This is a genomic window from Streptomyces sp. NPDC058289, from assembly GCF_042880975.1.
Taxonomy (GTDB): Bacteria; Actinomycetota; Actinomycetes; order Streptomycetales; family Streptomycetaceae; genus Streptomyces; species Streptomyces stoeckheimensis.
This window is the reverse complement of record NZ_JBHVYI010000017.1, coordinates 1-26,693: the sequence shown is the minus strand read 5'-3', so window position 1 is coordinate 26,693 and position 26,693 is coordinate 1. Positions and strand designations below refer to the sequence as shown.

The window sequence follows — 26,693 nt, the reverse complement described above, 5'->3', positions numbered from 1 at the left end:
CGAGGCTGCGACTCACGGCCACCACGCCCCGGCTCACGGTCCCGAGCACGGTCAGGTTCACGGCCACGGCCACGGCGCAGCCCCCACCGGGTTCGACCTGCCGGGCGCGCTGACGATGACGGCCACCCCCGCCCTGCTCATCTACGGCCTCGCCCAGGCCCGGGACAACGGATTCGGCGACATCGGCGCATGGCTCCCGCTGCTGGGCGCGCTCGTCGGAGCCGTGCTGTTCGTCGTCGCGGAGCGCTCCGCCGCCGCGCCCCTGGTGCGGCTTCCGTTCCTGGCCCGGCGCTCGCTCATCGGCGGCTGCCTGCTGATGCTCGCCGCGTCCGGCGTCCTGATCTCGGCGTTCTTCCTGTGCTCGCTCTACCTCCAGCACGTCCTCGGCTTCAGCGCACTGCGCACCGGCCTGACGTTCCTGCCGGCCGCCCTGGCCACCCTCGTCGGCGCGCACCTCGGCTCACAGGCCGTGGCGCGGCTGGGATGGCGGGCGACGGCCACCGGCGGCATGGCAGTCGCCGTGGCCGGGGCGCTCCTGCTGACCGGCCTGGAGCGGGACGGCAACGCGTGGACCCAGGTCATGCCGGGCTTCATCCTGCTCTCGTTCGGGCTGGGCATCGGCTTCGTCTGCGCCATCACCAGTTCCATGCACGGCGTCGAGCACAAGGACGCGGGGCTGGGCTCCGGCCTGGTCAACACCTGCCACGAACTGGGCGCGTCCCTGGGCATCGCCGTGGTCGCCGCGGTGGCGGGCGCGAGCCTCGAGGGCACCACCCCGTCGGTCGACGGTTTCGGCAGCGCCTTCACCACCTGCGCGGTCATCGCCGCCGTGGCGGCCGTGGCCGGCCTGACGCTCCTCCCCAAGGGTCGACCCGACCCCTCGGCCGGTCCTGTTTTCGCCCACTGAAATAGCGTACGCGAACGGTTCACCCGTCCTCAATCGCTTGACTCCCCCAACTTCTATGATTGATAGTAGATCCCGTTGTTTGGCCGAAATGGCTACCGGGGGAGATAAAATGCAAGATGGACAGCAAAAAACCGACGGAGAGTGTTGCACCATCCTCGTCGTCGATCCCGATCCGGCCTCCAGGGCATTACTGAGACGGTTCGTGTCGCCCGGCACCCGGCCTGAATTCGTGACATCTGCCGCCTCTGCGGCGGACATTCCGCTCGACCGGGTGGCCCGGCCCCTGACCGTCGTCCTCTCATCGGCCGTGGGCGTGGAGGACCTCTCCCGGCTCGGCCCGCTGCTCGCCGACCCGGCCACGCACGTCGTGCTGGTCCTGCGCTCCCTGATGCAGGACCAGCTCGACACCGCCCAATGGGTGCTCGCCGACGTGGTGTTGCGGCTGGAGGACCTGCCGAGCGCCGAACTCGACGAAGTGCTCACCCCGCACCGGCGCGGCACCGTGGCCGTATCGCCCGAGGCATTGCGCCAGGTCGTACGACTGGCCTCCGCCGCACCCGAGAGCGAGAGCCGCCGGCCGAAGCTCACCGAGCGTGAGACGGAGACCCTCTGGGGCGTGGCCCAGGGGATGAGCAACCGCCAGATCGCCCGGACCATGGGGATCAGCGAGCACGGCGCCAAACGCCATCTCGCCAACGTGATGAGCAAGTTGAACTGCCAGAACCGGACCTCGGCCGTCGCCGTCGCGCTGCGCAGCGGGCTGCTGGAACTGAGCGACGTGGGCAGAGACGTCTCCTGACGTTCCGCCCCACCCCGCACCCCACCCGTCCGGCCGCGCTGCCCGGCAACCATTCCATCTCACGCACGGGGGAATCATCCAATGGCTGAAAACAGCCTTGCCAAAAACTTCGGCGATACCGTAACACTGCGCCTTCCAGCGGACTCTCCGGCACCGGAGATGCCTTGCCTTTCCGCATTCAACAGCGCCGGAAGCGATGTTCCATTCTGTAGCACTTTGGACTTCAAAGATGAATGGAATGTCCTGGCGCAAATAGCAAACGAGCGATGTCTGAGCCCGGTGGCGGTCCTGGTGACGGCTGCTGCCGATGTCCTTCGCCTGTGGTCCAAGCAGCCCGGCTTCTCCTTGGACCTGGCTACCGCGGGGCTCGACCGCGCGGTCCACCCGCTCACCTTCGACGTACGTCCCGGGGACTCCTTCGCCGCGCGTGCCCAGCGCGTGGAGCAGCAGCTCGCCGAGCCGCCGCGGCCGCTCCCGGAGGCTCCCACCGCCGAGCCCTCCGCCCTCACCTGCACGTTCGCCGAGCACGACGGCGTCCTCACCGTCACCTGGGACGTGCAGGCGGCGCAGTTCCCCGCCGGTTTCCCCGCCGACCTCGTCGCCGTCTGCGCCGACCTCCTCGACCTGCTGGCACGAGAGCCCGGGTCCTGGGACGCCCCGGGCCGGCTCACGCCGCTCCCCCAGTGGCAGACCGCCGAGCGCACCGCGGCCAACGACACGGCCGCGGAACTGCCGGCCGCCACGCTCTGCGGGCTCGTCGAGGCGCGGACCGCCGAGTCCCCCGACGCGATCGCCGTCCTCGCCGACGACGGGGAGCTGACGTACGCCGAGACCCTCACCGCCGCCCGGCGCCTCGCCCGCCGACTGATCGACCTCGGTGCCACCCCCGGACAGCTGGTGGGCGTGGTCGTCGACAAGTGCCTCGCCCAGGTCCCGTCCGTCCTCGGCGTCACCCTGTCCCGGGCCGCGTACCTGCCGATCGACCCCTCCTGGCCCGCCGCCCGCCGCGCCCAGTTGGTGGACCAGGGCGGTGTGCGGATCGTCGTGACCACACCGCACCTGCGCGACACCTTCGCATGGCCGGCCGACGTCAGCCTCGTCACCCTCGAGGACACCGAGGTGCTCGAAGCCTCCGACGGCCCCCTGGAGACGGCGCCCACCCCGGACGACCTCGCCTACGTGATCTTCACCTCCGGTTCGACGGGCCGCCCCAAGGGCGTGGTCGTCGACCACCGCGGCGCGGCCAACACCGTCCAGGACATCAACGAGCGCTTCGGCGTCGGCCCCGCCGACCGGGTGCTCGCCCTCTCCTCCCTCAGCTTCGACCTCTCCGTCTACGACGTGTTCGGCACGCTCGCCGCCGGCGCCGCCGTGGTCCTGCCGGCTCCCGACCGGGCCCACGACCCCGAGCACTGGTCGCGGTTGGTGGAACGCCACGGGGTCACCGTCTGGAACTCGGTGCCGGCCCTGCTGCGCCTGTGGCTGGACTCCCCCGCCCCCGTCCCCGCGGGGGCCCCGCTGCGCCTGGTGATGCTCAGCGGCGACTGGATCCCGGTGTCCCTGCCGGACGAGCTGCGCGTCCCGTACCCGGACGCCCGGGTCATCAGCCTCGGCGGTGCGACGGAGGCGTCCATCTGGTCGGTCCACTACCCGGTCGGCGAGGTTCCGGCCCAGTGGAACCGGATCCCGTACGGCAAGCCGCTCGCGAACCAGACCCTGCACGTGCTCGACCACCGCATGGACCCGTGCCCCGTCTGGACCACCGGCGAGATCTACATCGGCGGCATCGGTGTGGCCAAGGGCTACTGGGCCGACCCGACGCGGACCGCCGAGCGCTTCGTGGTCCACCCGGCCACGGGAGAGACGCTGTACCGGACCGGCGACCTCGGGCGCTACCTGTCCGGCGGAGACATCGAGTTCCTCGGCCGGGAGGACAACCAGGTCAAGGTCAACGGGTTCCGCATCGAACTCGACGAGATCTCGGCCGTGCTGCGCCGCCAGAGCGGAGTGCGCGAGGCGATCCTCACCGTCGCCACCAACCCGGACAGCGGTCGCGGACAACTCGTCGCCCACGTGGTCCCCGAGGACGGCGCCGCCACACCGGTGGACACCTCCCCCGGCGCCGCCCCCGGCACCTCCGCCTGGCCGGCAGCACTGGAAGCCGCCCACACGGAGCTGCACCGCGCCGCGGCCGAACTCGCCCCGGACATCGCCTCGTTCCGCGCCACCTGGCACGGGCTCGAAGGCCTCGCGCCCACGGTCATGGCCCGCACCTTCGCCCGGCTCGGCTTCTTCAACGCCGCCGGCTCCACGGCCACCGTGGACGAGATCGTGGCGGGCGGGAAGGTGCTGCCCCTGTACCGGGGGCTGGTCAGCCAGTGGGCGGCGGTCCTCGCGGACCTCGGTGTGCTGCGCGCCACCGGCAGGCCCGACGAGTACCGCGCCGACGGCGCGCTCGACGCGGACGCGCTCGGCCGCGAGATCGACGCCGTCCTCGCCGGGATCACGGCGGCGGGTCCGGACCGGACCCTCCTCGACTACTTCACCTCCTGCATCGAGCGCCAACTGCCGCTGCTGCACGGCGAGACCCGCCCGCTGAACCTCCTGCTCCCCGACGGGGACTGGCGGGTGACCGAAGCCCTGTACGCGGCCAACCCGGCGGCCCGGCTGCAGAACCGGATCGCCGCCCAGGCCGTCCGCTCCTTCGTCGAGGGCTTCCCGGCCGACCGCACGGTCCGGGTCCTCGAGGTCGGTGCGGGCACCGGCTCGACGGCGGACGCGGTGCTGGCGGCGCTGCCGGCGGACCGGGTCACCTACCGGTTCACCGATCTGTCCACCGCCTTCACCGAGCGGGCCAGGAAGCGCTACGAAGGGGTCCATCCCTTCGTCGAGTACGGCCTGTTCGACATCGACGCCGACCCGGCCGGGCAGGGCCTCCCCGCCGGCGGGGTGGACGTCATCGTCGCGGCGAACGTGCTGCACGACGCCAAACACTTGACCCGCACCCTGCGCCGCACCCGCGAACTGCTCGCCCCCGGCGGACTCCTCGTACTGATCGAGGGGACCGTCAACTCCCCCCTCAACATGATCAGTTTCGCCTTCCTCGAGGGCTTCGGGAACTACCAGGACCAGCGTGAGGCCACCCTGCTGTCCGTACCCCAGTGGCGCGCGCAGCTGACCGCGGCCGGCTTCACCCGCTTCGCCCCGGTGCCCGAGGGCGAGCCCGTCGTGGACGCGCTGGTCCAGCACGTCCTGCTGGCCGGGACCCCCGGCCAGGAGGGCGTCGCCGACGCCGCGCTGGACGTCTCGTCCCTCGGCAGGGCGCTGGGCGGGCTGCTGCCCGACTACATGGTCCCGCACCACTTCCTGGTCCTCGACGAGGTCCCGCTGAGCGCCAACGGCAAGGTCGACCGCTCCGCCCTCCCCTCCCCCTGGGCCGAGCCGGAACCGCAGGAACGGACCGAACCGCTCTCCGAACTGGAGCGGCGCCTGTACGAGATCTGGTGCGACGCCCTGGGCCACAGGGGCTTCGGCACCGAGGACAACTTCTTCGACCTCGGCGGCGACTCCCTGCACGCGGTCCGCATGGCCGGCCGGCTCCGCACCGAGCTCGGCATCGACAAGGCCGGCGACGAGGCCATCGACATGCTCTTCCAGGCCCCGACCATCAAGGAACTGGCCCTGGTGCTGTCCCGCGAAGCCGGGGCCGCGGCATGACCGACCACGACCCCTTCCCGCTGACCCCCCTCCAGGAGGGCTACCTCGTCGGGATGTCCGACATGGTGGAGCTCGGCGGCTTCCGGCCGGGCTACTACGTCGAGATCGACCTGGTGGACCTCGACCCCGCCCGGGCCCGGCAGGCCCTGGAGACCCTGGTGCGCCGGCACGCCCATCTACGGGTCGTGGTCGACGGGGCCGGCACCCAGCGGGTGCTGCCCGAGGCGCAGACCCCGCCGCTGCCCCTGCGGGTGACGGACCTGACCGGCCTCGACGAGGACCGGCAGCGCGCCGCGCTCGCGGCCACCCGCGAGCGGATGTGCGAGGAGGGCGTCGATCCCGGGACCTGGCCGCTGTTCGAGATCGTCGTCCAGCGCGTCCGTGAGCGCCGGTTCCGCGCCCACGTCTCGATGAGCCTGCTGCTCCTGGACGGCCGCGGCATCCGCCGGGTGATGGACGAGTGGCGGACCTACTACGACGATCCCGCGGCGGCGCTCCCCGAACCCGCGGCGACCTACCGCGACAGCCGGATGGAGCTGCTCGCGCACGAGAACTCCCCCGGGTACCGGGAGCAGTGGCGGTACTGGGAGGAGCGGCTCGACACCCTGCCGGACGCCCCCCGGCTGCCGCTGGCGGTGCAGCCCGCGGCCATCGCGTCCGTCCGCTTCCGGCGGCGCACCCACCATCTCGGCCGGGAGCAGTGGCAGCGGCTGTGCGCCACCTTCCGCGGCCACCGGGTGCTGCCGACGACCGCCCTGCTCCACGTGTTCGCCGAGGTGATCGGCGCCTGGGCGGACTCCCCCAGGTTCAGCCTGAACATGCTGCACCAGAACTGGGCCACCTCCCGCCCGCACATGGCGGATGTGGTGGGCCAGTTCGGGGCGACGTTGCCGCTGGAGGTGAACCTCAACGGGTCCGACGGGTCCGCAGGGTCCGCCGACTTCTGGGAGCGCGCACGGAACTTGCAGAAGCAGGTGATGCGGGACCTCCAGAACGCCGACGTGGCGGGCGTGGCCATCACCCGCGCGCTGGCGGCCCGCCGCGGCTGGACCTCGCGCGCCGCGCTGCCGTACGTCTTCACCAGCATGCTCAAACCCGGCGCGACGCCCGCGCCGGACGCGGCGATGGCGGCCCCGCACGGAGCGGGCTCCGAAGGACCGATGGGGCGGCTCGCCTGCCGTGAGGTCTTCAGCGATCTGCGCACCCCGCAGGTGCTGGTCGACAACCAGCTCCACAGCGGGGCGGCCGGCGGCGTCGACTGCGTCTGGGACGTGGTCGACGCGGCCTTCCCGGCCGGGCTGCCGGACCTGATGTTCGACGCCTACGCGCGGATGCTGGACCTGCTCGCCGGCCCGGACGCGGCCACGGCGGCGCCCGATCCGGTTCCCGCCGCCCACCGGACCCTCGTGGAAGCCCTGAACACCGCCGCTTCGGCGCCGCCCGATGAGCGGTTGGAGGACGGGTTCCTGCGCCGCGCGGCCCTCCATCCCGGGACCGTCGCGGTGCTGAGCGCCCGCCGGACCCTCACCTACGGCGAGCTGGAGGCCCGTTCGCGGGCGGTGGCGGCCTGGCTGCGCTCCCGGGGCGTCGGCCGCGGCGACGTCGTACCGGTCGTGATGGCCAAGGGCTGGGAGCAGATCGTCGGCGTCCTGGGCGTCCTGCGGGCCGGAGCGGCCTACTGCCCCGTGGACGCCGCCCTCCCGGCCGAGCGGATCGGCCACCTGCTGGACACCTGCTCCGCTCCGGCGGTGCTCGTCCAGTCGCACACCGCTCCCGCCCCCGGGGCGATGGGCTCCCGACCTCAACTGGCCGTGGACGGGGCCGAGGCCTTGGACGAGGCCGAGGCCGTTGACGGGGCCGTCGATGCCGAGCCCTGGCCGGACGCCGCCCACGGCGGCACGCCCGAGGACCTCGCCTACATCATCTACACCTCGGGTTCCACCGGGCGTCCCAAGGGCGTCATGATCGAGCACCGGGCGGCCGTCAACACCATCGCCGACGTGAACGAGCGGGTGGCGCTGACCGCGGCCGACCGGGTCTTCGGCATCTCGTCGCTGAGCTTCGACCTGTCGGTGTGGGACGTGTTCGGCGCCCTCGCCGCCGGAGCGGCCCTGGTGCTCCCGGCGGCCGCCGCCCGACCCGACCCGGTGGGCTGGGCCGAGACCGCGGCGGCCTTCGGCGTGACGGTGTGGAACTCCGTGCCGGCGCTGGCCCAGATGCTGGCCGAGGCCGACGGAGCCTCGGGGGGCTGCGCCAAGCCGCCCGTCCGGGCCTTCCTGATGAGCGGCGACTGGATCCCCACCACGCTGCCGGACCTGCTGCGCTCGCGGTGGCCGGCCGTCCGGCTGATCGCGATGGGCGGCGCCACCGAGGCGTCCATCTGGTCGAACATCCACGAGATCGGCGAGGTCGACCCGGCCTGGCCGAGCATCCCGTACGGCGTTCCGCTGCGGAACCAGACCATGCGGGTGCTCGACCACCGGCTGGGGCTCCGCCCGCCCTGGGCGGTGGGCCGGATCCACATCGGCGGCGCGGGACTCAGCACGGGCTACTGGGCGGACGAGGAGCGGACCGCGGAGCGGTTCTTCCACCATCCGTCCGGTGGCGAACGGCTGTACTGGACCGGTGACCTCGGCTGCTACCGGCCGGACGGCACCATCGAGTTCCTCGGCCGCGAGGACCGGCAGCTCAAGATCCAGGGATTCCGGGTGGAGCCCGGCGAGGTCGAGGCGGCCGTCCGCGAACACCCGGCGGTACGCGAGTGCGTGGTCGACGGTGTGGAGGCGCCCGGCGGCCAGCGGCGGCTGGTGGCCCTCGTGGTCCCGTACGAGTCCGCCGTGCTCGACGACCGGACGGTCCTCGCGCACCTGCGGTCGCGGCTTCCGCACTACCTGGTCCCCGGTCGGGTCCACGTACTGGACCGGCTCCCGCTGACGCCCAACGGCAAGGTGGACGTGGCGGGTGCACTGGCCGGGATCGCGGCACGGACCCCGCCCCCCGGACGTCGGACGGCCGCGCGGGTGGACGCCGTCGAGGAGTCCGCGGCCGGCGGACCGCGGGAGACGCTGAGCGCGCTCTGGACGGAGCTGCTCGGGGTCGCCTCGGTCGGCCAGGACGACAACTTCTTCGCGCTGGGCGGCAATTCGCTGCTCGCCCTGCGGCTGGTCACCCGGATCCGGACCGACCTCGGAGTCGAGCTGCCGTTCGGCCAGGTCTTCGAGGCGCCGACGGTGCGCGCCCTCGCCGCACGGATCGGGGAGCACGACCTGACGGCTTCCAGCCGGGTCCTGCTGTCCGCCGGGACCGGCGCCGGGGACGGCACGCCGCTGTCCCTCTTCCACCCGGTCGGCGGCTCCGTCGCCGCCTACACCGGCTTCGCGCAGGCCTGGCCGGGTCCCGTCCACGCCTTCCAGAGCCGCGCCCTCGCCGAGGGCACGACCCGGGCGTGCGAACCGGACCTGGAGACCATGGCCACGGCCTACCGGGAGGAGCTCCAGCGGGTGCGGCCCTCGGGCCCGTACGCCCTGGGCGGCTGGTCGATGGGCGGCGTGCTCGCCCACGCCGTGGCGGGACAGCTCGCCGGGCAGGGCCACGAGGTGGCGCTGTTCATGATCGACAGCGATCTCCTGGAGGACCGTTCGCCCGCCACCGAGGCGGACCGGCACGTGGAGTTCCTCGGCGACCTGGCCGGGGGGCGGCTGCCCGCCGACGCCCGCGCCGCGGTCCTGGCCGCACCGGCCGGACGGCTCGTGGAGACCGGTGCGGAGGTGGCCTGCGCGAACGGCTGGCTGCCCGCCGAGGCCGGCACGGCCCAGTACGAGCTGCTCATGCGGGTGCACGCGCACAACCTGGCGGTCCTGGACGCCCACCGGCCGGACAAGCTCGACGTACCGGCCCTGCTGTTGCTGGCCGGCGAGGTCGACCGCCCCGATCCGGTGGCCGCCTGGCAGGACCTCGTCCCCGGCATCGAGGTCGAGTTCTGGCCGTACGACCACTACTCGATCGTCGGTCCCGAGGCGCTGCCCGCCGTCGCCGGCCGGGCCGGCGCCTGGCTCGGTGCGACGCTCGCCGCCCGTGCCGAAGCCGTATCCGTCACGCAGGACAGGAACTGACCGTGCAGAAGCCGAATGTGAACGACGTGTCGATGGTCGACGTGCGGCGCGCCGCGGCCGAGGTGCTGGGCGTGGAGGCCGAGTCGATCCCGGACTCCGCGAACCTGATCGGGCACGGGATGGACTCCATCCGCATGATGCGGCTGGCCGGCGGCTGGCGCCGGGAGGGCGCGTCCGTGACCTTCCGCGAGCTGGCCCAGGAGCCGACCGTGGAAGCGTGGCACGCGCTGTTGACGGCGGGCCGCGCCCTCCCGCAGACCGCCGGGGGCCGCCCCGTCGACGCGGGGGCCCCCTTCGCCCTCACCCCGGTGCAGCGGGCGTACTGGATCGGCCGCCGGGCGGAGATGACCCTCGGCGGTGTCGGATGCCACGCCTACCTGGAATTCGACGGCAGCGGTGTCGAACCGGTGCGCCTCGAGGAGGCCGTGCGCCACGTCCTCGCCCGGCACGGCATGCTGCGGGCACGGTTCCTCGAGGACGGGCGCCAGCAGATCCTCGCCCGCAGTCCGTGGGCCGGGCTGACCGTCCACGACTTCGCCTCCGACGATCGGGACAAGGCCGCCGTTCACCTCGGCGAGGTGCGCTCGCGGCTCTCCCACCGCATGTTCGACGTGGCCGCGGGCCAGGTGTTCGACGTACAGCTGTCGCTGCTGCCGGACGGCCGCACCCGTATCCACTTCGGCATCGACCTGCTGGTCGCGGACGTGGCCAGCATCGAGCTCGTCCTCGCCGATCTCGCCTCGGCCTACCGGGACCCGGCACGGCTCGCTCCGCCGCCCGCGTACGGATTCCCCCAGTACCTGGAGGACCACCGGGCGTGGTCCGGTTCCGCCGGCGCCCCGGGGAGCCCGCTCGCGGTCGCCCGGGAGTTCTGGCGCGAGCGGGTTCCCGGGATGCCGGTCTGCGGGCCGTCGCTCCCGCTGGCGGCGGCGCCCGAGGACATCGACGAACCGGTGTTCTCCCGGCGCAGCTTCACCCTGGCGCCGCCGGTGTGGGAGCGGATCACCGCTCGGGCCCGGGAGTTCGGCCTGACCCCCGCGATGGTCCTCGCGACCGCCTACGCGGAGGTGCTCGGGGCGTGGAGCGAGAACGACCACTTCCTGCTCAACGTGCCGCTGTTCGACCGGCAGCCGCTCGACGCCGAAGTGGGCGCCCTGGTGGCCGACTTCACCAACCTGGTGCTGCTCAGCATCGACCTGCGCCGACCCGTCCCCTTCGCGGAGCGGGCCCTGGACCTGCAGCGCCGGCTCCAGGAGAACGCCTCGCACGCCCAGTACTCGACGCTGAGCGTGTTGCAGGACCTGCGCAGGGCGAACGGCGGCGCACGCGCCGGCGCCCCGGTGGTCTTCGCCTGCAACCTCGGTTCCGCGTTCGTACCGCCCGAGGTCCGGGAGGAACTGGGCGAGTGGAGCTGGATGATCTCCCAGACCCCGCAGGTCTGGCTGGACCACCAGGTGTACCGGACCGACGCGGGCGTGGTGCTGGCCTGGGACTCGGTCGACGCGCTCTTCCCGGAGGGTCTGATGGACGCCATGCTCCGCTCCTACGAGGAGCTGCTGCTGGGACTGGCCCGCCCCGAGGGTCCACAGCAGCCGGCCGACGCCTGGTCCCGGCCGGCCGCGGTGGACGGGGCGGGCCGGTGAGCGCCGTCGGCACGCCCGATCCGGCCCGCGCCCGCTGGATCCGCAGCTTCCGCCCGTCCGAGGAGGCCGGGGTCCGCCTGCTGTGCCTCCCGCACGCGGGCGGGGCCGCCGGCTTCTACTTCCCGCTGGCCCAGGCGCTCGCGCCCGACGTGGAGGTGCTGGCGGTGCAGTATCCCGGTCGTCAGGACCGGCTCCGCGAGCCCGGCGTCGACGACGTGCGCGTCCTCGCCGACGGGGTGGTGGCGGCCCTGCTGCCCCTGCTCGACGACCGGCCGCTCGCGCTGTTCGGCCACAGCATGGGCGCCACGGTGGGGTACGAGGTGGCCCGCCGTCTGGAGCACCAGGCGGGCGTACGACCCGCCCTGCTGTTCGCGTCGGGCCGCCGGGCGCCCTCCCGGCACCGGGAGGAGTGGGCCCACCTCAAGGACGACGCGGGGCTGGCGGAGGAGCTCCGGCTGCTGGGCGGCACCGGCGGGGACCTGCTCGCCGACCCCGACATCCTGCGGATGGTGCTGCCGGCCGTCCGGGTCGATTACCGGGCCATCGAGACCTACCGGCACCGGCCGGGGCCGGAACTGGGCTGTCCGATCGCCGTGCTGACCGGCTCGGACGATCCCCGGGTCACCCTGGACGAGGCCGCGGACTGGCGCCACCACACCCACGCCGGCCACACACTGGACGTGTTCCCCGGCGGCCACTTCTATCTGAACGAGGTCATGGAGGAGATCGCCCGGCTGATCAGCGACCGGATCTCCGCCCTTCGGACCGCCACCGGAGGAACCGCCCGGCCGTGAACCGATCGCTGCGCACGCCCCGCTGGTGGGGCATCCACCTGTTCACCGTCCTCGCCGTGCCGTTCTGCCTCTTCATGGGGAGCTGGCAGCTCGACCGGTTCTCGGCGCGCGTCGAGGCGGACCAGGAGTACCGCCGCTACCAGGACGCCCGGGCCCGGCAGACCGCCGGGCCGCTGGAGGGCATGCTGCCCGTCAGCGCCGGGACGGTCGGCCGGCTCGCCGACGCGAGCGGCCGCTACGATCCCGCCGGCCAGTTCCTGGTGCCCGAGCGGCGGCTGGACGGAAAGGACGGCTTCTACGTCCTGACCGTGCTGCGTACGGACGAGGGTCAGGCGGTGCCGGTCGTGCGCGGCTGGCTCCCCGGCGAGGCGGGCACCGTCCCGGTGCCGGCCCCGCCCGGGGGCCGGGTCACCGTGACCGGCGCGCTCCAGGCCTCCGAGCACCAGCGCACCAGGGGGGTACGGGCGGGCGGCCTGCCCCCGGGGCAGCTCGGGATCATCAGCGCGGCCGCGCTGGTCAACGTACTCCCGTACGAGGTGTACGACGCCTGGCTCACCGTGCCCGACCCGCCGGGCCCGCTGCGCGCGGTGCCGCCGGTGGTTCCGGCGGGCGCCGGACTGGACTTCAAGGCCTTCCAGAACCTCGGCTACACCGGGGAGTGGTTCGTCTTCGCCGGCTTCGTCGTCTTCATGTGGTTCAAGCTCCGCCGCCGTGAGCGGGAGGCCCCCGTGGCGGTGCCGGCGCCCGCTGCCGCATCCGCCGCGGTGTCCGACGGGGCGGTGTCCGACCGGGCCGGGTCCGACCGGGCGGTGTCCGACCGCGCCGAGGTGGCGCGCACCGAGGACGCCCGCAAGGACCGGACGCTGAGGATCGCGGGCGCCGTGCTCGGCGCCGTGGCCGTCGCGTTCCTCGGGTGGAGCGGCACCGTGTACGTCACCGGCCAGGACTACAGCGGCGAACTCGTCGGCTTCGACGTGCTGTCGGCGGACTCGGTGGAGGCCCGGGTGTCGGTGCGCAAGGGAGCGGACACGGTCGTCGTGTGCACCCTGCGTTCCCTGTCGGAGGCGGGCCGGGAGGTGGGGCGCAAGGACGTCGGCTTCCCCGAGCGGACGGGCACGGTGGACCGGCTCGTCCGGCTGCGCACGACGGGGCGCGCCACCGCGGTGGAACTGGTCGGCTGCCAGGACGCGGCGGCCGGCTGAGGCCCCGCGGGGTCAGCCGAGGATCAGGCAGCAGGTGGTGGCGACCGGCAGGATGACGCAGGCACGGGCGCCCATCCAGAGCAGGCCCGTCAGGACCGGGCGGACCACGCCGGGCCGGTCGAGGATGCGTGCGATCCGGATGGCCACGGAGGGTCCCCCGACCGCGAAGGCGGACCGGTCCGTCACCCGCGCGGACGCCATCGAGTAGAGCGCGGTGGCCAGCACGTCGCGCGCGCAGTGGCGCAACGCCCGGTCGTCCGCCGCCATCTCGAGCAGCAGCGGTACCTGCGCGGCGGACTGCCGGGCCAGGGACAGGCCGCGGAAGACCCGGCCGAATCCGGTGACGGCGCCGATCACCACGTGGTGGCGGCCGTCGATGTGTGCCCGCTCGTGCCGCAGGGCGGCGGCCAGTTGCGCCTCGCTGAGGATGTCCATCGCGCCGGTGGTGACGACGATCTGCGCCTCCCGTCCGGGCAGGCAGTACACGGCCGGATCGGCGTGCGGGACCACGGTGGCCCGCAGCCCGGTGTCGGCCCTGCCGATCAGCCGGAGCCCGTGCGCGTGCCGGTCGCGCCGCCGCCGGGCCTTCAGGAGTTCGCGGCAGAAGGCCGCCGTGGGCAGAGCGAGTACGGCGGCCGCCGCCCCCAGCGCCCACCCGTCCACCGTGTCGGCTGCCGCCGCGCAGTCCTGCCCGCTCCACGACAGGCAGGCCGCCGCGTGACCGCCGAGCCGGTGCACGTCCTCGTACGGCACGAACAGCAGCATCGCGCCGAGGGCGACCGCGGCGGTGAAGGCCGCCGCGAGGAGGCCCCAGGCGGCGACGGCCAGCCGGGGCGCTTGCCGGGCCCACCGCGCCCGGGCCAGCGGGCCGGGACACAGCAGGCCGGTGCACACCGCCGTGATCAGCGGCGGGAGGACGTGGTGGTTCACTCGCGAACGCCGTCCCCCGGAGCGGCTCCGTCGTCCCGTCCCGGCCGCACGAGTGAACGCAGCGCGGCGTCCAGCGACCCCACGTCCTCCGGCGACATGTGCTCGACGAAGCGCATCAGCGCCGCCGGACGGTCCGTCGTACAGCCCAGGGCCTCCCGCATGAGCCCGGCGGTGTAGTCCTCGCGGCTGCGCACGGGTTCGTACGTCCAGGCCCGGCCGCTCTTGCCGCGCCTGAGCCAGCCCTTGCGGTACAGCACGTCGGCCACGGTCAGGACCGTGGTGTAGGCCAGCGGCCTGATCTTGTTGATGTCATCGACGAGCTCGCGGACCGTGGCGGCCTGCTCCCACTGCCACAGCCGGTCCATGATCTCGGCCTCCAACTCGCCCAGCCGTCTCATGCGCGTCTCCCCTCTCGTCCACCCCTGCGCAGCATTGGTCGTCTGCTCCGCTGCCACATCGTAGACAGGCGATCGGTCAGGCGTGGTCGACCGGGAGGACGTTCGTCTCCGGGGTCCGGGTCACGGCGATCCCTGCAAGTAGACGCGGATCCGGTCGACCCGGGAGGCCTCGGCGGTGAAGGAGATCGAGCGGGTCGCGCTGGTCACCGACACCCGCTGGCGACCCGTCACCGTCTCGGTGAGGCGCACCGTGCGGTCGTGGAGATCCGGGTTCTCCGCGGCGATGCCCGTCATCCGCAGTTCGTCCACGCCGCTGAACACGACGAAGAAGCGCAGGGTGTTGTACGTCCCCTCCTGCCAGTCCGGCTCGGGGTGATCGGGCAGCCGCGAGCTCTCGAAGCCCAGGGTGACCGACGTGTCGCGCTCGTCCACGTGCACGTAGTACAGCGGGCAGGAGGAGAGATCCGGCGGCGCGTCGTACAGCACCGCGAGTTGCGGCCACGGGGGAAGGCTCAGGCTCATCTCGGACTCTCAGACCCGCTCGTAGAACGTGTTGTCGTGGGTGGGCGGCAGCGCCGGGTAGAGCCTGCGCTCGATCAGGCGCGTGAAATGGCGCGGCCCGCCGTCACCGCCGTCCGCGCCTCGGGTGAAGACTCCGAGCCGCCCGGCGACCACGGAGGCGTTCGCCGTGAAGGCCACCTCGGCCCCGGCCGCCGCCACCCGTACCGCGATCCGGTGCTCCGGCGGCCCGACGAGCGCGGCCAGCTCCACGTCCGCCGTCACCGGCGGGCGCCACCCGTCCATCACGAAGTCCTCGACGTGCGAGAACTGGAGCTGACACTGCATCGTATCGCCGGGCCCCGCCTCCCACCGGTCCGGGAACCGGGGCAGGTCGAGCCTGAGCGTCACGGCCGAAGCCCAGCCGTCCAGGTGGACGGAGCGGAGCAGGACGGCCGTCAGCGGGGGCAGCTCGTCGTAGTACGGGGCGAAGACCTCCGCGTTCACGACGAAATCATTCCAGGTCATAGTAGTAATGCTCCTCCGTGCCCGGGATCTGGCCGTTCCGGGTGTCCTCTCCGGGGCGGACGTGTACGTGCGCCGGCTGGTATCCGGGCTCACCCGGCTTCTGGTGGCCGAACCAATGGTCCTGGAAGACGACGATGTCCCCGTTGGGCAGCTCGTACCACTCCTCGGTGTACCAGATCGGTTTGCCGTCCGGCCCCATCAGCTGCTTGCCCCCCTGCCATTCGGGCGTGGTCGCCTTCGTCCACGGGTACACGTCCGAGGGTTCCAGCCCCTCGGGCACGCCCGCCTCACGCAGCGCCAGCGCCTTCGTCTCCTCCCTGGTCCGGCCGACCTTCGGGCATTCGGGGGCGAGACCCAGCGCGTCCGTCCAGGTCAGCGGGTTCGCCACGTAGGTACGGGGGTTGGGCGCCGGGCCCAGACCCAGGGGGTCGCCGGAGAGGTAACGGGCGGTCTCGGGGTCGTAGTGCCGGAAGCAGTTGTAGTGCAGCCCTGATTCCGGGTCGAAGTACTGCCCGGGGAAGCGCAACGGCGTGTAGCCGCGCGCGTCGGTGTTCCACGTGGTCGCCCCCCACACCGTCGCACGGGTGCGCCAGGCGATCCCGCCGCTCTCGTCGACGAGCTCCAGAGGGGTGCCGATCAGGTCGGTGACGATCGCGAAGAACCGGCTGTCGACATCGCCGTCGCCGGCCGCCAGCCGTTCCGTCTGCGCGAGCGGCTGGAGTCCGTGGTGGTCCCAGGTCAGCGTGACCGACGGGGGCGGCGCCCCGGCACCGGGCTCCGTGGCCCTGGTGGAGGTCTGCTCGCACAGCGTCATGCCGTCCCAGACGAAGGTGACCTCCTCCACCACGGTGACCCCGTCAGCGGCCATGCGCTGTTTGGCGCTGCGCCGGCCCATGGGGTCGTAGCGGTACCGCCACAGCGTGCCGTCCGGGGTGGTCACGGCCGTGAGCCGGTCCTCGGCGTCCCACGCGTACTCCCAGGTGTCCGGTCTGCGCGAGAGCCGGGTGCGACTGCGCCGGACGGCCCGCCCCATGGCGTCGTACGCGTAGGCGGTGCGGCCCGCCCCGACGAGGAGGGTGCCCTCGTAAGCGCGGGGTCCGGTGGCCTCGGATCCGCCCGGGTGCACGGCGGGCCAGGAGGCCTCGGTCTGGTTGCCCGCCACGTCGTAGGCGTACCGCTCGCTCCAGCCGGAGGCCGTGACGGCGGTGACCCGTCCCGCCGGGTCCAGTTCGTAGCTCCGGTCGCCCCCGAGGTCGTCGGTGACCGAGAGCAGGCTGCCGTCCGCACGGTAGGAGTAGCTCCGGCGTCGTGACGGCCTGCCCTCTCCGCCGGTGACGCGCTGCTCCACCAGGCGCCCCAGGTCGTCGCGCACGAGGTCCAGCGCGAGCGCGTCGCCGACGCGGCGGCCCGTCTCCCGGCCGAGGGCGTCCCGCTCGAAGGCGATCCGGTGACCGGAAGTGGTCAGCGCGGTGCGGTGGCCCGCGGCGTCGTAGGTCCACTCGGCGGTCGCACCGGACGGGGTGGTGCGGGATACGACGCGGCTGAGTTCGTCGTACGAGCGCGTCAGGGTCCGGCCCTCGAAGGTCTCCCGGCAGATGCGGCCGGCGCGGTCGCGCAGGTACGTCAGGGTGCCTCCCGGCCCGGTCACCGACGCCAGCCGGTCCGAGAAGTCGTACGTGTAGTGGGTGGTCTCCCCGTCCGCCTCCTTCAGCACCCGGTTGTCGAGGACGTCGTACTCCATGCGGACGGCCTGGCCCGCGGCGTTGATCCGGGTGACGAGGCGGCCGCCCGCGTCGTGGACGTAGCGGACGGTCCGGCCGTCGAAGTCGGTCTCCGACTCCGGCATGCCCGCGGCGTCGTAGGTGTAGCGCCAGGTCAGTCCCCGGGGGTCCAGCACCTCGGTGAGCCGCAGTCCGGCGTCGTGGGTGAAGGTGTGGCGGGCACCGTCGGGGCCGGTGCGGGCCGTCACCAGGTCGAAGTCGCCGTATTCGTAGCGGACGGTGGCGCCTGCCGCGTCCGTGTGGGTGAGGCAGTTCCCCTCGCCGTCGTACGTCCACTCCTGGGCGGAGCCGTCCGCTTCGACCCGCCGGGCCGGCCGTCCTTCCGGTGTCCAGTGCAGCTCGGTGGTGTGTCCCAGGGCGTCGACGATGCGGATGGCCCGGCCGAAGGCGTCCCGTTCGTACCGGGTGACCGCACCGACCGGGTCGGTGATCTCGACGGGGAGGCCCGCCCGGTCGCAGCGGAGCCGGGTGGTGCCGCCGAGGGCGTCGGTGGACGAGGTCAGGGCGCCCGCGTCGTCGTACGTGTAGCGGGTGGTGCCGCCCACGGGGCCGGTGCGGACGACCGGATTCCCGCGCTCGTCGTAGGCGAACCGCCAGGTGGTCCGGTCTGCTCGAATCTGGAGCACCGGTCGTCCCGCGGCGTCGTACTCGGTGCTCAGTTCCTTGCCGTCCGGCCGGACCACGTGGACCAGACGGCCTTGGGCATCACGGCCGAAGACGGTGGTGCGGCCGAGCGCGTCCGTGAGCGAGGCCAGTCGGCCGCGGGCATCGTACGAGGAGCGGGTCACGGCGCCGAGCGCTCCGACCGACTCCACCACCCGGTAGGAGGCGTCCACCAGATAGCGGCGCACCTCACCGGTGGGCGTGGAGGTCGTGGTGGTGCGCAGGCCCGTCGACGGGTCCGGCCGGCCGTAGGCGATGCTGAGCGTGAGGTGGCCCGCGTCCCCGCCCTGCGCGACGCAGCGGTCCTCGTCGTCGTACGTGTACGAGTACCGGCGGTCGTTGGTGTCCGTCCACGAGGTGATGCGGCCGCGCTCGTCGTAGGCGAGGCTGAGCGGCCGGCCCGAGGAGTTGACGATCTCGGTGAGGTTTCCGTCGGTGTAGCCGTACGCGAGGACGCGCGGGCCACCGGTCAGGTGCAGGCCGGTGACGCGGCCCTCGGCGGTCTCCAGGCGCAGGTGGTAGCCGCCGCTGTGGCTGATGCCCAGCGGGGTGCCCGCGGCGTCGTACTCGAAGGTGATCGTGTTGCCGTTGCGGTCCTCGACGCGGTCGATGACCGCGCGTCCGTACCCGTCGCCGTCGTCCTCGGCGCCGGCGGGAGCGGTGAAGTGCCGGGTGAGGCCCCCGGCCGGGTCGGTGACGCCGTAACCGCCCCCCGGGGTGCGGTCCAGCGACCACCGGGGACCACTGGTGGCGAACACCGGAACACCGGGGGCGGGGTGCGGGTACGGGACGACCAGGCCGTCCGCGGTGACCAGGACGACGCCCTCGGGGTCGATCTCCAGGTGTTCGTCGACGGTCGAGGACCATGACGGGCCGAACCAGCGGCCCGCCGTGTAGCCGGACTCCGCGCGGCGGGTGAAGACCAGCGGCAGCGTACCCGGCAGGACGATGTCGGTCTGTGGCAGGAACATCCGGCCGGTCGCCAGGTCGACCGGGTCGGTCCCGTCGCACCGCTTGTCACAGTCCGGCTTGTCCCGCTGGTTCGGACCGTCCTTGTCGAGGCCCGTGCGGCCGGGTCCCTTGAGGTCGTCGAGGTGCGAGGCCGCCGAGCCGACCTTCTTCAACGACCCCAGGCCCTTGGAACCGATGAGCTCCGGGATCATCTTCCCGAAGCCCTCGGAGGGGTCCTTCATGAACTCGTCGAGCATCTGCTTGCCCGCGCCCAGAGGGTCGTTGACCATCGTGACCAGACCCGCCGCCGTCGAGTTCAGGTTCGTCACGTACTCGGCCGGATGCGTCAGGTTGTACGGATCCATCGGGTTCAGCGCACGCGCGAAGTTCACGATGCCGGCCGTGCCCTTGATGACACCACCCGTCAGGTGCGTCTTCGCGAGGTCCAGGTAGTCCATGCCGTCGCCGAGCTGCTTGGCGTACGAGGGCTTCGGCGGAGCCGCGTCACGCGCCGCCCGGACCGCCGTACGGACCGTCTCGGCGACGTCGTTGCGCTGCTTGCGGGCCGTATCCAGCTTGTCCTGTGCGGCCGTCGCGATCGCCGTGCCCGGGTCGGTGAAGTTCTCCGAGGGGCGGGGCGGCAGCGGATCCTGCTTGGCCTTCAGCGCGTCGTTGTAGGTGTCGACCAGCTTGTTGTGCGCGGTGCGGGCGTCGGTGGAGGCCTTCTTCGCCCGGTCGTACTCCTCCAGCGCCTCCTTGGCCTGGCCCTGCGCCCACTCCACGGTCTCCGCGAACCGGCCCATCGCGTCCGCGGCCTTCCCGAAGGCCTCCGCCGCCTTGAACCAGCGCGGCGGCTCCTTCGCCACCGCCTCCCGGAACGACTCGGCCGTCTTGCCCTTGAGCCCGTCCGGCTCGCCCATGCCCTTCAGGCCGTTCCCGACCTTGTCGAAGGAGGCCTTGAAGTCGTTCAGGTGAGACACCTGTGCGCGGATCTTCGACACGCTGCCGTAGACCAGCTTCTTCGGGTCCTCGGTCTGGCCGAGCTCCATCTCCGCGACGTCCGCGCCGAGCTGGTTGGCGGCCGAGCGGCTCTTGTCGCGGATCCAGTCCCCGGCGTCGTCCAGACCGACGTTCTCGGCGAGCCCGGCCGTCTTGTCGCCGGCCCACTCGATGGCGTCACCGACGTCCTCGACCCGGTCCTCGGCCCAGTCCTCGACCCCGTCCGGAACGAAATCCCGCCAGCCCATCAGTGACCGTCCCCGTCACGCTTCGCCTGCTCCAGCAGGTCCTTCAGCGAACCGATCTTCCCGGTGGAGGTGAGCTGGTCCCCGGTGTCCGACCAGGTCTGCCGGATCTGCTCGTTGCTCTTCTCGAAGGACTCCGCGCTGTAATCCGGCTTGTAGGCGTCCGCGGAGAAGATGTCCCCCCAGGACTTCTGCTCGATCTCGTCCTCGGACGCGTGCGGATTGCCGTACGCCGCGTTCGCCACCACCTTGAACGAACCGTGCAGGTACTGCTCCTCCTCCCACACCGTGCCCGCCGCGATCCCGAGCGACTGCGCGAGGGTGCTCGCGTTCTGCACGAGGCTGCGCACGCCCCACTCCCAGCGCTCGCAGAAGTCCTCGAAGTCGGTGGCCAGGCCCGCGTGGCCGGCCTCCATCCCCGTCATCGCCAGGTTCTCGAACCCCGCGCCCATCGAGGCACCGGCCGCGTCCCCCGACTCGCGCAACTCCCCGATCGCGGACCGCAGACCGTCCTGGATGTTCTTGACCGCGGCCGGCGAAACTTCCAGATCCCCGTCACCGGCCATCAGGCCACCTCCCCGCGGTCCAGGTCCACGGCATTCGCGTCCGGAACGATCCCCGCGACCGGCGGGAAGAACATCGACCCCTGCTCGTCCGCCACGTTCACGACCACACCCACCGGACCGCCCGCGGCCGGAACCACCGCATCCACGAGCCGCGCACCCAGCACCGAGAGGAACTCCCACTCCCGGCCGGACTCCCCGCGCGCCTCGGCGAACCGGGCCAACGCCTCCTCATCGGTGAATGCGTAGACCCAGCGGATACCACCCGAAGCCGCCGACATCAGACCGCCCTCGGGCCCGTCCTCGAGCGGAACCAGCAGCACGGCCCGCCGGAACTCCCCCACCAGACGTCCGGAATCACCCAGCCCGTCCCGAATCGCCGCGATCTCTACGGTCAGTTCCATGGGCTGCATCCCCTCCAGTGCCGGTCAGCGTCCTAGAACAACACGCTACCGGGGACCCCACCGGTTCCCTCGGGCCCCTGCAAGGGCCCCTTCAGACGTGGTGCACCGGGAGGGGATCCCGCCGGACGGATAGCGCTGGTCCATGCCGCAGAGCGCGCCCTGTCCTGTGTAGGACATGTCGAGTCCGGGACAGCCGAGACCCCTGGTTCACCCCCCTCAGCTGCGGCAGCCTTGATCACGTCAGCGGGAAACACCGCAGCGCTCGAGGGACTCCGGTCATGCTCAGCCGTCTCTTGGTCGCGCGGTCTTTCCTGCCCTGAACTCGCGGGCTTCATCAGCGGGTTGCCCCCTCCCCCCTCCTTCTTTCTTGCCGCCGCGGCACCGCCCGCTCGGTGCCTACTCCCTGGAGCCTGTCGTGAAGAGATCTGCTGTGGCCGTCGCGATGGCCACGGGCCTGCTGCTCGGTGCACTGCCGACGGGCCTGGTGCCCCTGGTCGGGGCGGCCCCCGCGGCGGCCGCCGACGAGGTCCCGGTGGACCCGGCGCTGGAGACCGGAACCGAGGGCGGCGGCACGGTCCGGGTGAACGTGGTGACCCAGACCCGCTCCGACGTGGCCGCGGCCGCCTCGGCGGGCGAGACGGAGGTGGCGTACGACCGGCTGCCGATGGTCACCCTCACGGTGGACCAGGCGGGGCTCGCCGAACTCCGCTCCAATCCGGACGTGGTGAGCGTGACGGAGGACGTCCCGGTCCCCCCGACGCTGGACAGCTCGACGGTCCGGATCGGCGCTGACAAGGCGTTCGCCGCCGGCGCCACCGGGGCGGGCGCCACGGTCGCGGTGATCGACACCGGTGTCGCGAAGAACCACCCCTTCCTGAGCGGCCGGGTGACGGCCGAGGCCTGCTTCTCGGTGAACGACGCGACGTACGGCGCGACCAGCCTCTGCCCGAACGGCGAGGCCTCCCAGGAGGGCGCCGGCAGCGCCGACGCCGACACCGGCGGTTGCGCGGAACTGGGCGCGGCCTGCTCGCACGGCACCCACGTGGCGGGCATAGCCGCCGGCAACGGAACCGGCCTGAGCGGCGCCCCCAAGCGCGGGGCGGCGCCGGGCGCGAACATCGTGGCGATGCAGGTGTTCTCCCGCTTCACCTCCGACGCCTACTGCGGCGCGGGCAACAGCCCCTGCGTGCTGAGCTTCACCAGCTCGCAGATCAAGGCGTTGGAGAAGGTGTACGCGCTGAAGCAGGCCGGCACGGACATCGTCGCGGCCAACATGTCGCTGGGTGCGGGCCGTTGGACCACGGCCTGCGCCACCGACCCCCGCAAGTCCGTGATCGACAGCCTGTACTCGGCGGGCGTCGCGACGGTGGTCGCGGCCGGCAACAACGGGTACGGCGACGCGGTCAACGCCCCCGGCTGCGTCCCGTCGGCGGTGACGGTCGGTGCGACGACCAACGACGACCAGGTGGCCTCGTTCAGCAACCGCGGCCCACTGCTGGACGTGATGGCACCCGGCGCGGCCGTGGTGTCCTCGGTCCCGGGCAACGGCTACGCGGCGAAGAGCGGCACCTCGATGGCGGCCCCGCACGTGACGGGGGCCCTGGCGGTGCTGCGCCAGAAGTACCCGGCGGAGAGCATCGCGAACCTGGTGTCGAAGCTGGGCACCACCGGTTCGCCGATCACGTACACCGGGGCCGTCACCCCCCGGATCGACCTCGGCAAGGCCGTCGTCGGCACGCCCGCCCCGGAGCCGGAGCCGGCCGCCCGGCCGCGTCCCTCCCAGGTCTCCGACGACACCGACCGGCCCATCCCGGACCCGGGCACCGTGGAGGCCCCGCTGACCGTCACCGGGGTGCCCGGCAACGCGCCCAAGGCACTCCGGGTCGAGCTGGAGGGCAGCCACTCCTGGCGCGGCGACCTCAAGATCGACCTGGTGGCTCCCGACGGGAAGCTGTACCGCCTGAAGTCCGCCTCCGCCACCGAGGGGGCCGGCGCGCTCGGCGGCTTCACCGTCGACGCCTCCGCCTCCCCCGCCTCCGGGACCTGGAAGCTGCAGGTCCAGGACATCGGGGCCGGCTCCACGGGCACCCTCCTCGGCTGGTCGCTGAACTTCCCCACGCCCTTCGCCATGACCGGCAACCTCAGCGTCCCGGACGGCGGCTCCGTCACCTCCGGCATCACGGTGGCCGGCATCGGCGGCCGGGCCCCGGCCGCCCTCCAGGTCGCCGTGGACGTCACCCACGAGTGGCGCGGCGACGTCCGGATCGACCTGCTCTCCCCGGACGGCCGGACCTACCCGCTGCGTTCCACCTCCACCGCCGCCACCGAGAACGGCGGGCTGCTCCGCGAGACCTACCGGGTGGACGCCTCCGCCTCGCCCGCGGACGGTCTGTGGACGCTGAAGGTCTCCGACCCGTCCACCGGCGCCGTCGGCACCCTCGACGCCTGGTCGATGACGTTCCCGGCGTACGAGGTGCAGACCCCGCACTCGGTCCCCGACCCGGGCACCATCGAGGTCCCGGTCACCGTCACCGGCATCGCGGGCAACGCGCCGAAGAACCTCCAGGTGTACGTGCACGCCACCCACGCCTGGCGCGGTGACCTGGACGTCCACCTGGTCGCCCCGGACGGCAAGGTGTACATGGTCAAGGACTCCGTGGAGGAAGAGGGCGACGGCGTGATCCAGCAGATCTACACGGTGGACGCCTCCGCCTCCCCGGCGAGCGGGGTGTGGAAGCTCCGGGTCGAGGACATCTCGGCCGGCTCCTCCGGAACGCTCGACCACTGGACCCTGAAGTTCTGACCGGTCCCGTCCGGACCACGGCGAACCACTCCCGAACGCGCGGCCCCCGGCTCCCCCGCCGGGGGCCGCGCCCTTTTCCCCGACCGCTGCCGCCATGAACGCGGCCGTGCCCGCGAGGACCCGACGAGGCAGACCTTCGCGTGGTGCATGCCGTCCAGCACCTCCCGCGGATGCCCGTACCACTCGATCTCCGTCAGTTCCACGGTTCCGTCCGCCAAGGAAGGCAGCTGGTAGAGCATCCCGACGCGTGCGGAACCGTGCAGGCTCCGCACCACGCACACGGCCCGTGAGGCTCCTGCGCTCTCGACCGAGATGACGAGGAGCCGGTGGGCGTCCGCCGCCATACTCATGACCCCTTCGACCGAATTCCGTTCAGGATGTCACGGTGGACATCCCGGCTGGAGGCGGTGGAGCCCTGCCACAGCAACCTGGACAGAAGGGGACCGAATCGCACCATTTTCGAAACGCTGCACTCGGGATGAATTAATATCTGTCCCCGCGGCCTGAGAGTTTGAAGGGCACCGCAAGGAGAGTTTTTGCCGCAGTGCGGAGGGTATGGATATTCATCCCATCGAAATCTACTGAGGCGTGCTACTGTCCATCTCGGTTGCAGTTTTGGTACCCAAAAACTTAGAGCACCTCCAAGCGGCTTTCGCGCCGCATGGCAGCGCTTCATATTTCCGGTCATTTTCCGGGCGGGGCATCATCGCGGCGACACGGTCTCCGCATAGTGCGGATGTCGATGTACTGCCCCCAAGGAGATATGACATGGCTGCCGGCACCGTGAAGTGGTTCAACGCGGCAAAGGGTTTCGGCTTCATCGAGCAGGACGGTGGCGGCGACGACGTCTTCGCCCACTTCTCGAACATCGCCGCCCAAGGCTTCCGCGAGCTGACCGAAGGCCAGAAGGTCACCTTCGACATCGCGCCGGGCCAGAAGGGCCCGACGGCGGAGAACATCGTTCCCGCCTGACACTGACTGGCGTTTCGCAGTTGTGGCCCGCATCCCTCGGGGTGCGGGCCCCAACAACGCCCCACACCCCCCGGGCGTCCCCCCCCCGGACCCCGCCCCCGAAGCCCCCCCCCCCCCCGGGAGCCGCGCCCGCGCTCATTTCTCCGGTTTCCGCGTCCCCATGACGCCACCCCCATCGCAGCGCCCGTACCCGCACAATCTCTCGCGGGCCGGATCGCTTCCGCATTCCATTCGGCCCGTTCTCGCAATTCCCCGCGCCGCTCTTCCGCTGCGGGAATTCCTTGATACGTGCCGTATCAAGGAAGGTTTCGCATGAACCCCACACGTAAGAACGAGCGCTCGTCCCGTACCCGCAGCCGCACCGGCGGCCCCGCTTTCGGCGCAGGCGCCGGTTCGGATCGGGGCAGTCGATTCGCCGCCCCGGCTCGGAGCCGTTCCGCAGGTCCGAGCCGCTCCGGCGGCTCCGGCCGCCGCCCCGCAGCGGTTCAGGGCGAGTTCGCCCCGCCGAAGACGATCACGCCCGCGCTGCCCGCCGTGGAGGCCTTCGCCGACCTCGACATGCCGGCCGAGCTGCTGGCCGCCCTCGGCACGCAGGGCGTGAGCGTGCCCTTCCCGATCCAGGGCGCCACCCTGCCCAACACCCTCGCGGGCCGTGACGTCCTCGGCCGGGGCCGCACCGGCTCCGGCAAGACCCTGGCCTTCGGCCTCGCCCTGCTGGCCCGCAGCGCCGGGCAGCGCGCCGAGCCCCATCAGCCGCTCGCGCTGATCCTCGTACCCACCCGCGAACTGGCCCAGCAGGTGACCGACGCGCTCACCCCGTACGCCCGGGCGGTCAGGCTCCGTCTGGCCACCGTGGTCGGCGGCATGCCCATCGGCCGCCAGGCCAACGCGCTGCGCGGCGGCGCCGAAGTCGTGGTTGCCACCCCGGGACGGCTTGAGGACCTCATCGACCGTGGTGACTGCCGGTTGAACCAGGTCGCCATCACCGTCCTCGACGAGGCGGACCAGATGGCCGACATGGGGTTCATGCCGCAGGTCACCGCCCTGCTGGACCAGGTGCGTCCCGAGGGCCAGCGGATGCTGTTCTCCGCCACCCTGGACCGCAACGTCGACCTGTTGGTCCGGCGCTACCTGACCGACCCGGTCGTGCACTCCGTCGATCCCTCGCAGGGCGCCGTCACCACGATGGAGCACCACGTCCTCCACGTCCACGGCGCCGACAAGCAGCGGACGACGACGGAGATCGCCGCTCGCGACGGCCGCGTGATCATGTTCCTGGACACCAAGCACGCCGTGGACCGCCTCACCCAGGACCTCCTCGACAGCGGGGTGCGCGCCGCGGCCCTGCACGGCGGGAAGTCCCAGCCGCAGCGGACCCGGACCCTCACGCAGTTCAAGAGCGGGCACGTCACCGTGCTGGTCGCCACGAACGTGGCTGCGCGTGGAATCCACGTCGACAACCTGGACCTCGTCGTGAACGTGGACCCGCCGACCGACCCCAAGGACTACCTGCACCGCGGCGGCCGTACCGCCCGTGCCGGCGAGTCCGGCAGCGTCGTCACGCTGGTCACCCCCAACCAGCGCCGCGAGATGGCCCGCCTGATGACGGCCGCGGGCATCACCCCGCAGACGACCCAGGTCCGCTCGGGCGACGAGGCCCTGAGCCGCATCACCGGCGCCCAGGCACCTTCCGGCATCCCGGTCACCATCACCGCACCGGTCTCCGAGCGGCCCAAGCGCAGCGGCTCCTCCCGCGGGCGACGCGGGCCCATGTCAGCGGCCCG

17 protein-coding genes are annotated in these 26,693 nt (G+C 72.4%); 10 read left to right on the top strand and 7 right to left on the bottom strand.

Going from position 1 to position 26,693, the window contains the following annotated elements:
* The 7 genes from ACFVX6_RS11455 to ACFVX6_RS11425 all read left to right on the top strand — a co-directional run.
* On the top strand, nt 1–907 hold a 907-nt coding region (locus tag ACFVX6_RS11455; protein WP_389690169.1), incomplete at its 5' end, for an MFS transporter.
* A gap of 229 nt (nt 908–1,136) precedes the next feature.
* Nucleotides 1,137–1,706, top strand: a complete 570-nt coding sequence (locus tag ACFVX6_RS11450; protein WP_389690167.1) for a response regulator transcription factor — start codon at nt 1,137–1,139, stop codon at nt 1,704–1,706.
* Between the two features lie 291 nt (nt 1,707–1,997).
* The gene (locus ACFVX6_RS11445; protein WP_389690165.1) at nt 1,998–5,423 is read left to right on the top strand and encodes an amino acid adenylation domain-containing protein; all 3,426 of its coding nucleotides are present in this window, start codon (nt 1,998–2,000) and stop codon (nt 5,421–5,423) included.
* Nucleotides 5,420–9,535: an amino acid adenylation domain-containing protein gene (locus ACFVX6_RS11440; protein WP_389690163.1), complete on the top strand. Its 4,116-nt coding sequence runs from the start codon at nt 5,420–5,422 to the stop codon at nt 9,533–9,535. The genes ACFVX6_RS11445 and ACFVX6_RS11440 overlap by 4 nt, the downstream gene beginning before the upstream one ends.
* A 2-nt stretch (nt 9,536–9,537) precedes the next feature.
* The gene (locus ACFVX6_RS11435) at nt 9,538–11,178 is read left to right on the top strand and encodes a condensation domain-containing protein (RefSeq protein ID WP_389690161.1); all 1,641 of its coding nucleotides are present in this window, start codon (nt 9,538–9,540) and stop codon (nt 11,176–11,178) included.
* A complete protein-coding gene (locus ACFVX6_RS11430; protein WP_389690159.1) occupies nt 11,175–11,972 on the top strand; it encodes a thioesterase II family protein in 798 nt (265 codons plus the stop codon). The genes ACFVX6_RS11435 and ACFVX6_RS11430 overlap by 4 nt, the downstream gene beginning before the upstream one ends.
* On the top strand, nt 11,969–13,174 hold the full coding sequence (locus ACFVX6_RS11425; RefSeq protein ID WP_389690157.1) for an SURF1 family cytochrome oxidase biogenesis protein: 1,206 nt from the start codon (nt 11,969–11,971) through the stop codon (nt 13,172–13,174). Before ACFVX6_RS11430 ends, ACFVX6_RS11425 begins: the two co-directional genes overlap by 4 nt.
* Before the next feature lie 12 nt (nt 13,175–13,186).
* Here the strand turns inward: ACFVX6_RS11425 and ACFVX6_RS11420 are convergent, their stop codons facing one another.
* The 7 genes from ACFVX6_RS11420 to ACFVX6_RS11390 all read right to left on the bottom strand — a co-directional run bounded on the left by ACFVX6_RS11420 (nt 13,187) and on the right by ACFVX6_RS11390 (nt 21,134).
* On the bottom strand, nt 13,187–14,104 hold the full coding sequence (locus tag ACFVX6_RS11420; protein WP_389690155.1) for a M56 family metallopeptidase: 918 nt from the start codon (nt 14,102–14,104) through the stop codon (nt 13,187–13,189).
* The gene (locus ACFVX6_RS11415) at nt 14,101–14,502 is read right to left on the bottom strand and encodes a BlaI/MecI/CopY family transcriptional regulator (RefSeq protein WP_389690153.1); all 402 of its coding nucleotides are present in this window, start codon (nt 14,500–14,502) and stop codon (nt 14,101–14,103) included. Before ACFVX6_RS11415 ends, ACFVX6_RS11420 begins: the two co-directional genes overlap by 4 nt.
* Before the next feature lie 120 nt (nt 14,503–14,622).
* Nucleotides 14,623–15,024 carry an Imm50 family immunity protein gene (locus ACFVX6_RS11410; protein WP_389690151.1) on the bottom strand — a complete coding sequence of 134 codons (402 nt, stop codon included), beginning with the start codon at nt 15,022–15,024 and terminating at the stop codon, nt 14,623–14,625.
* Nucleotides 15,025–15,033: 9 nt separating this feature from the next.
* Nucleotides 15,034–15,528, bottom strand: a complete 495-nt coding sequence (locus ACFVX6_RS11405) for a hypothetical protein (RefSeq protein WP_389690149.1) — start codon at nt 15,526–15,528, stop codon at nt 15,034–15,036.
* On the bottom strand, nt 15,515–20,170 hold the full coding sequence (locus ACFVX6_RS11400; RefSeq protein ID WP_389690147.1) for a putative T7SS-secreted protein: 4,656 nt from the start codon (nt 20,168–20,170) through the stop codon (nt 15,515–15,517). The genes ACFVX6_RS11405 and ACFVX6_RS11400 overlap by 14 nt, the downstream gene beginning before the upstream one ends.
* A complete protein-coding gene (locus tag ACFVX6_RS11395; RefSeq protein WP_389690145.1) occupies nt 20,170–20,733 on the bottom strand; it encodes a hypothetical protein in 564 nt (187 codons plus the stop codon). Before ACFVX6_RS11395 ends, ACFVX6_RS11400 begins: the two co-directional genes overlap by 1 nt.
* Complete coding sequence (locus ACFVX6_RS11390) at nt 20,733–21,134, bottom strand: SseB family protein (protein WP_389690143.1); 402 nt, start codon at nt 21,132–21,134, stop codon at nt 20,733–20,735. Before ACFVX6_RS11390 ends, ACFVX6_RS11395 begins: the two co-directional genes overlap by 1 nt.
* Before the next feature lie 415 nt (nt 21,135–21,549).
* Here ACFVX6_RS11390 and ACFVX6_RS11385 point away from each other — a divergent pair, with 415 nt between their 5' ends.
* The 3 genes from ACFVX6_RS11385 to ACFVX6_RS11375 all read left to right on the top strand — a co-directional run.
* Nucleotides 21,550–23,937, top strand: a complete 2,388-nt coding sequence (locus tag ACFVX6_RS11385) for a proprotein convertase P-domain-containing protein (RefSeq protein WP_389690141.1) — start codon at nt 21,550–21,552, stop codon at nt 23,935–23,937.
* A gap of 768 nt (nt 23,938–24,705) precedes the next feature.
* Nucleotides 24,706–24,909 (top strand): cold-shock protein, encoded by a 204-nt coding sequence (locus tag ACFVX6_RS11380; protein ID WP_266879695.1) that lies wholly within the window; start codon nt 24,706–24,708, stop codon nt 24,907–24,909.
* A gap of 312 nt (nt 24,910–25,221) precedes the next feature.
* Nucleotides 25,222–26,693, top strand: a 1,472-nt coding sequence (locus ACFVX6_RS11375) for a DEAD/DEAH box helicase (RefSeq protein WP_389690139.1), incomplete at its 3' end; no start/stop codon positions are given.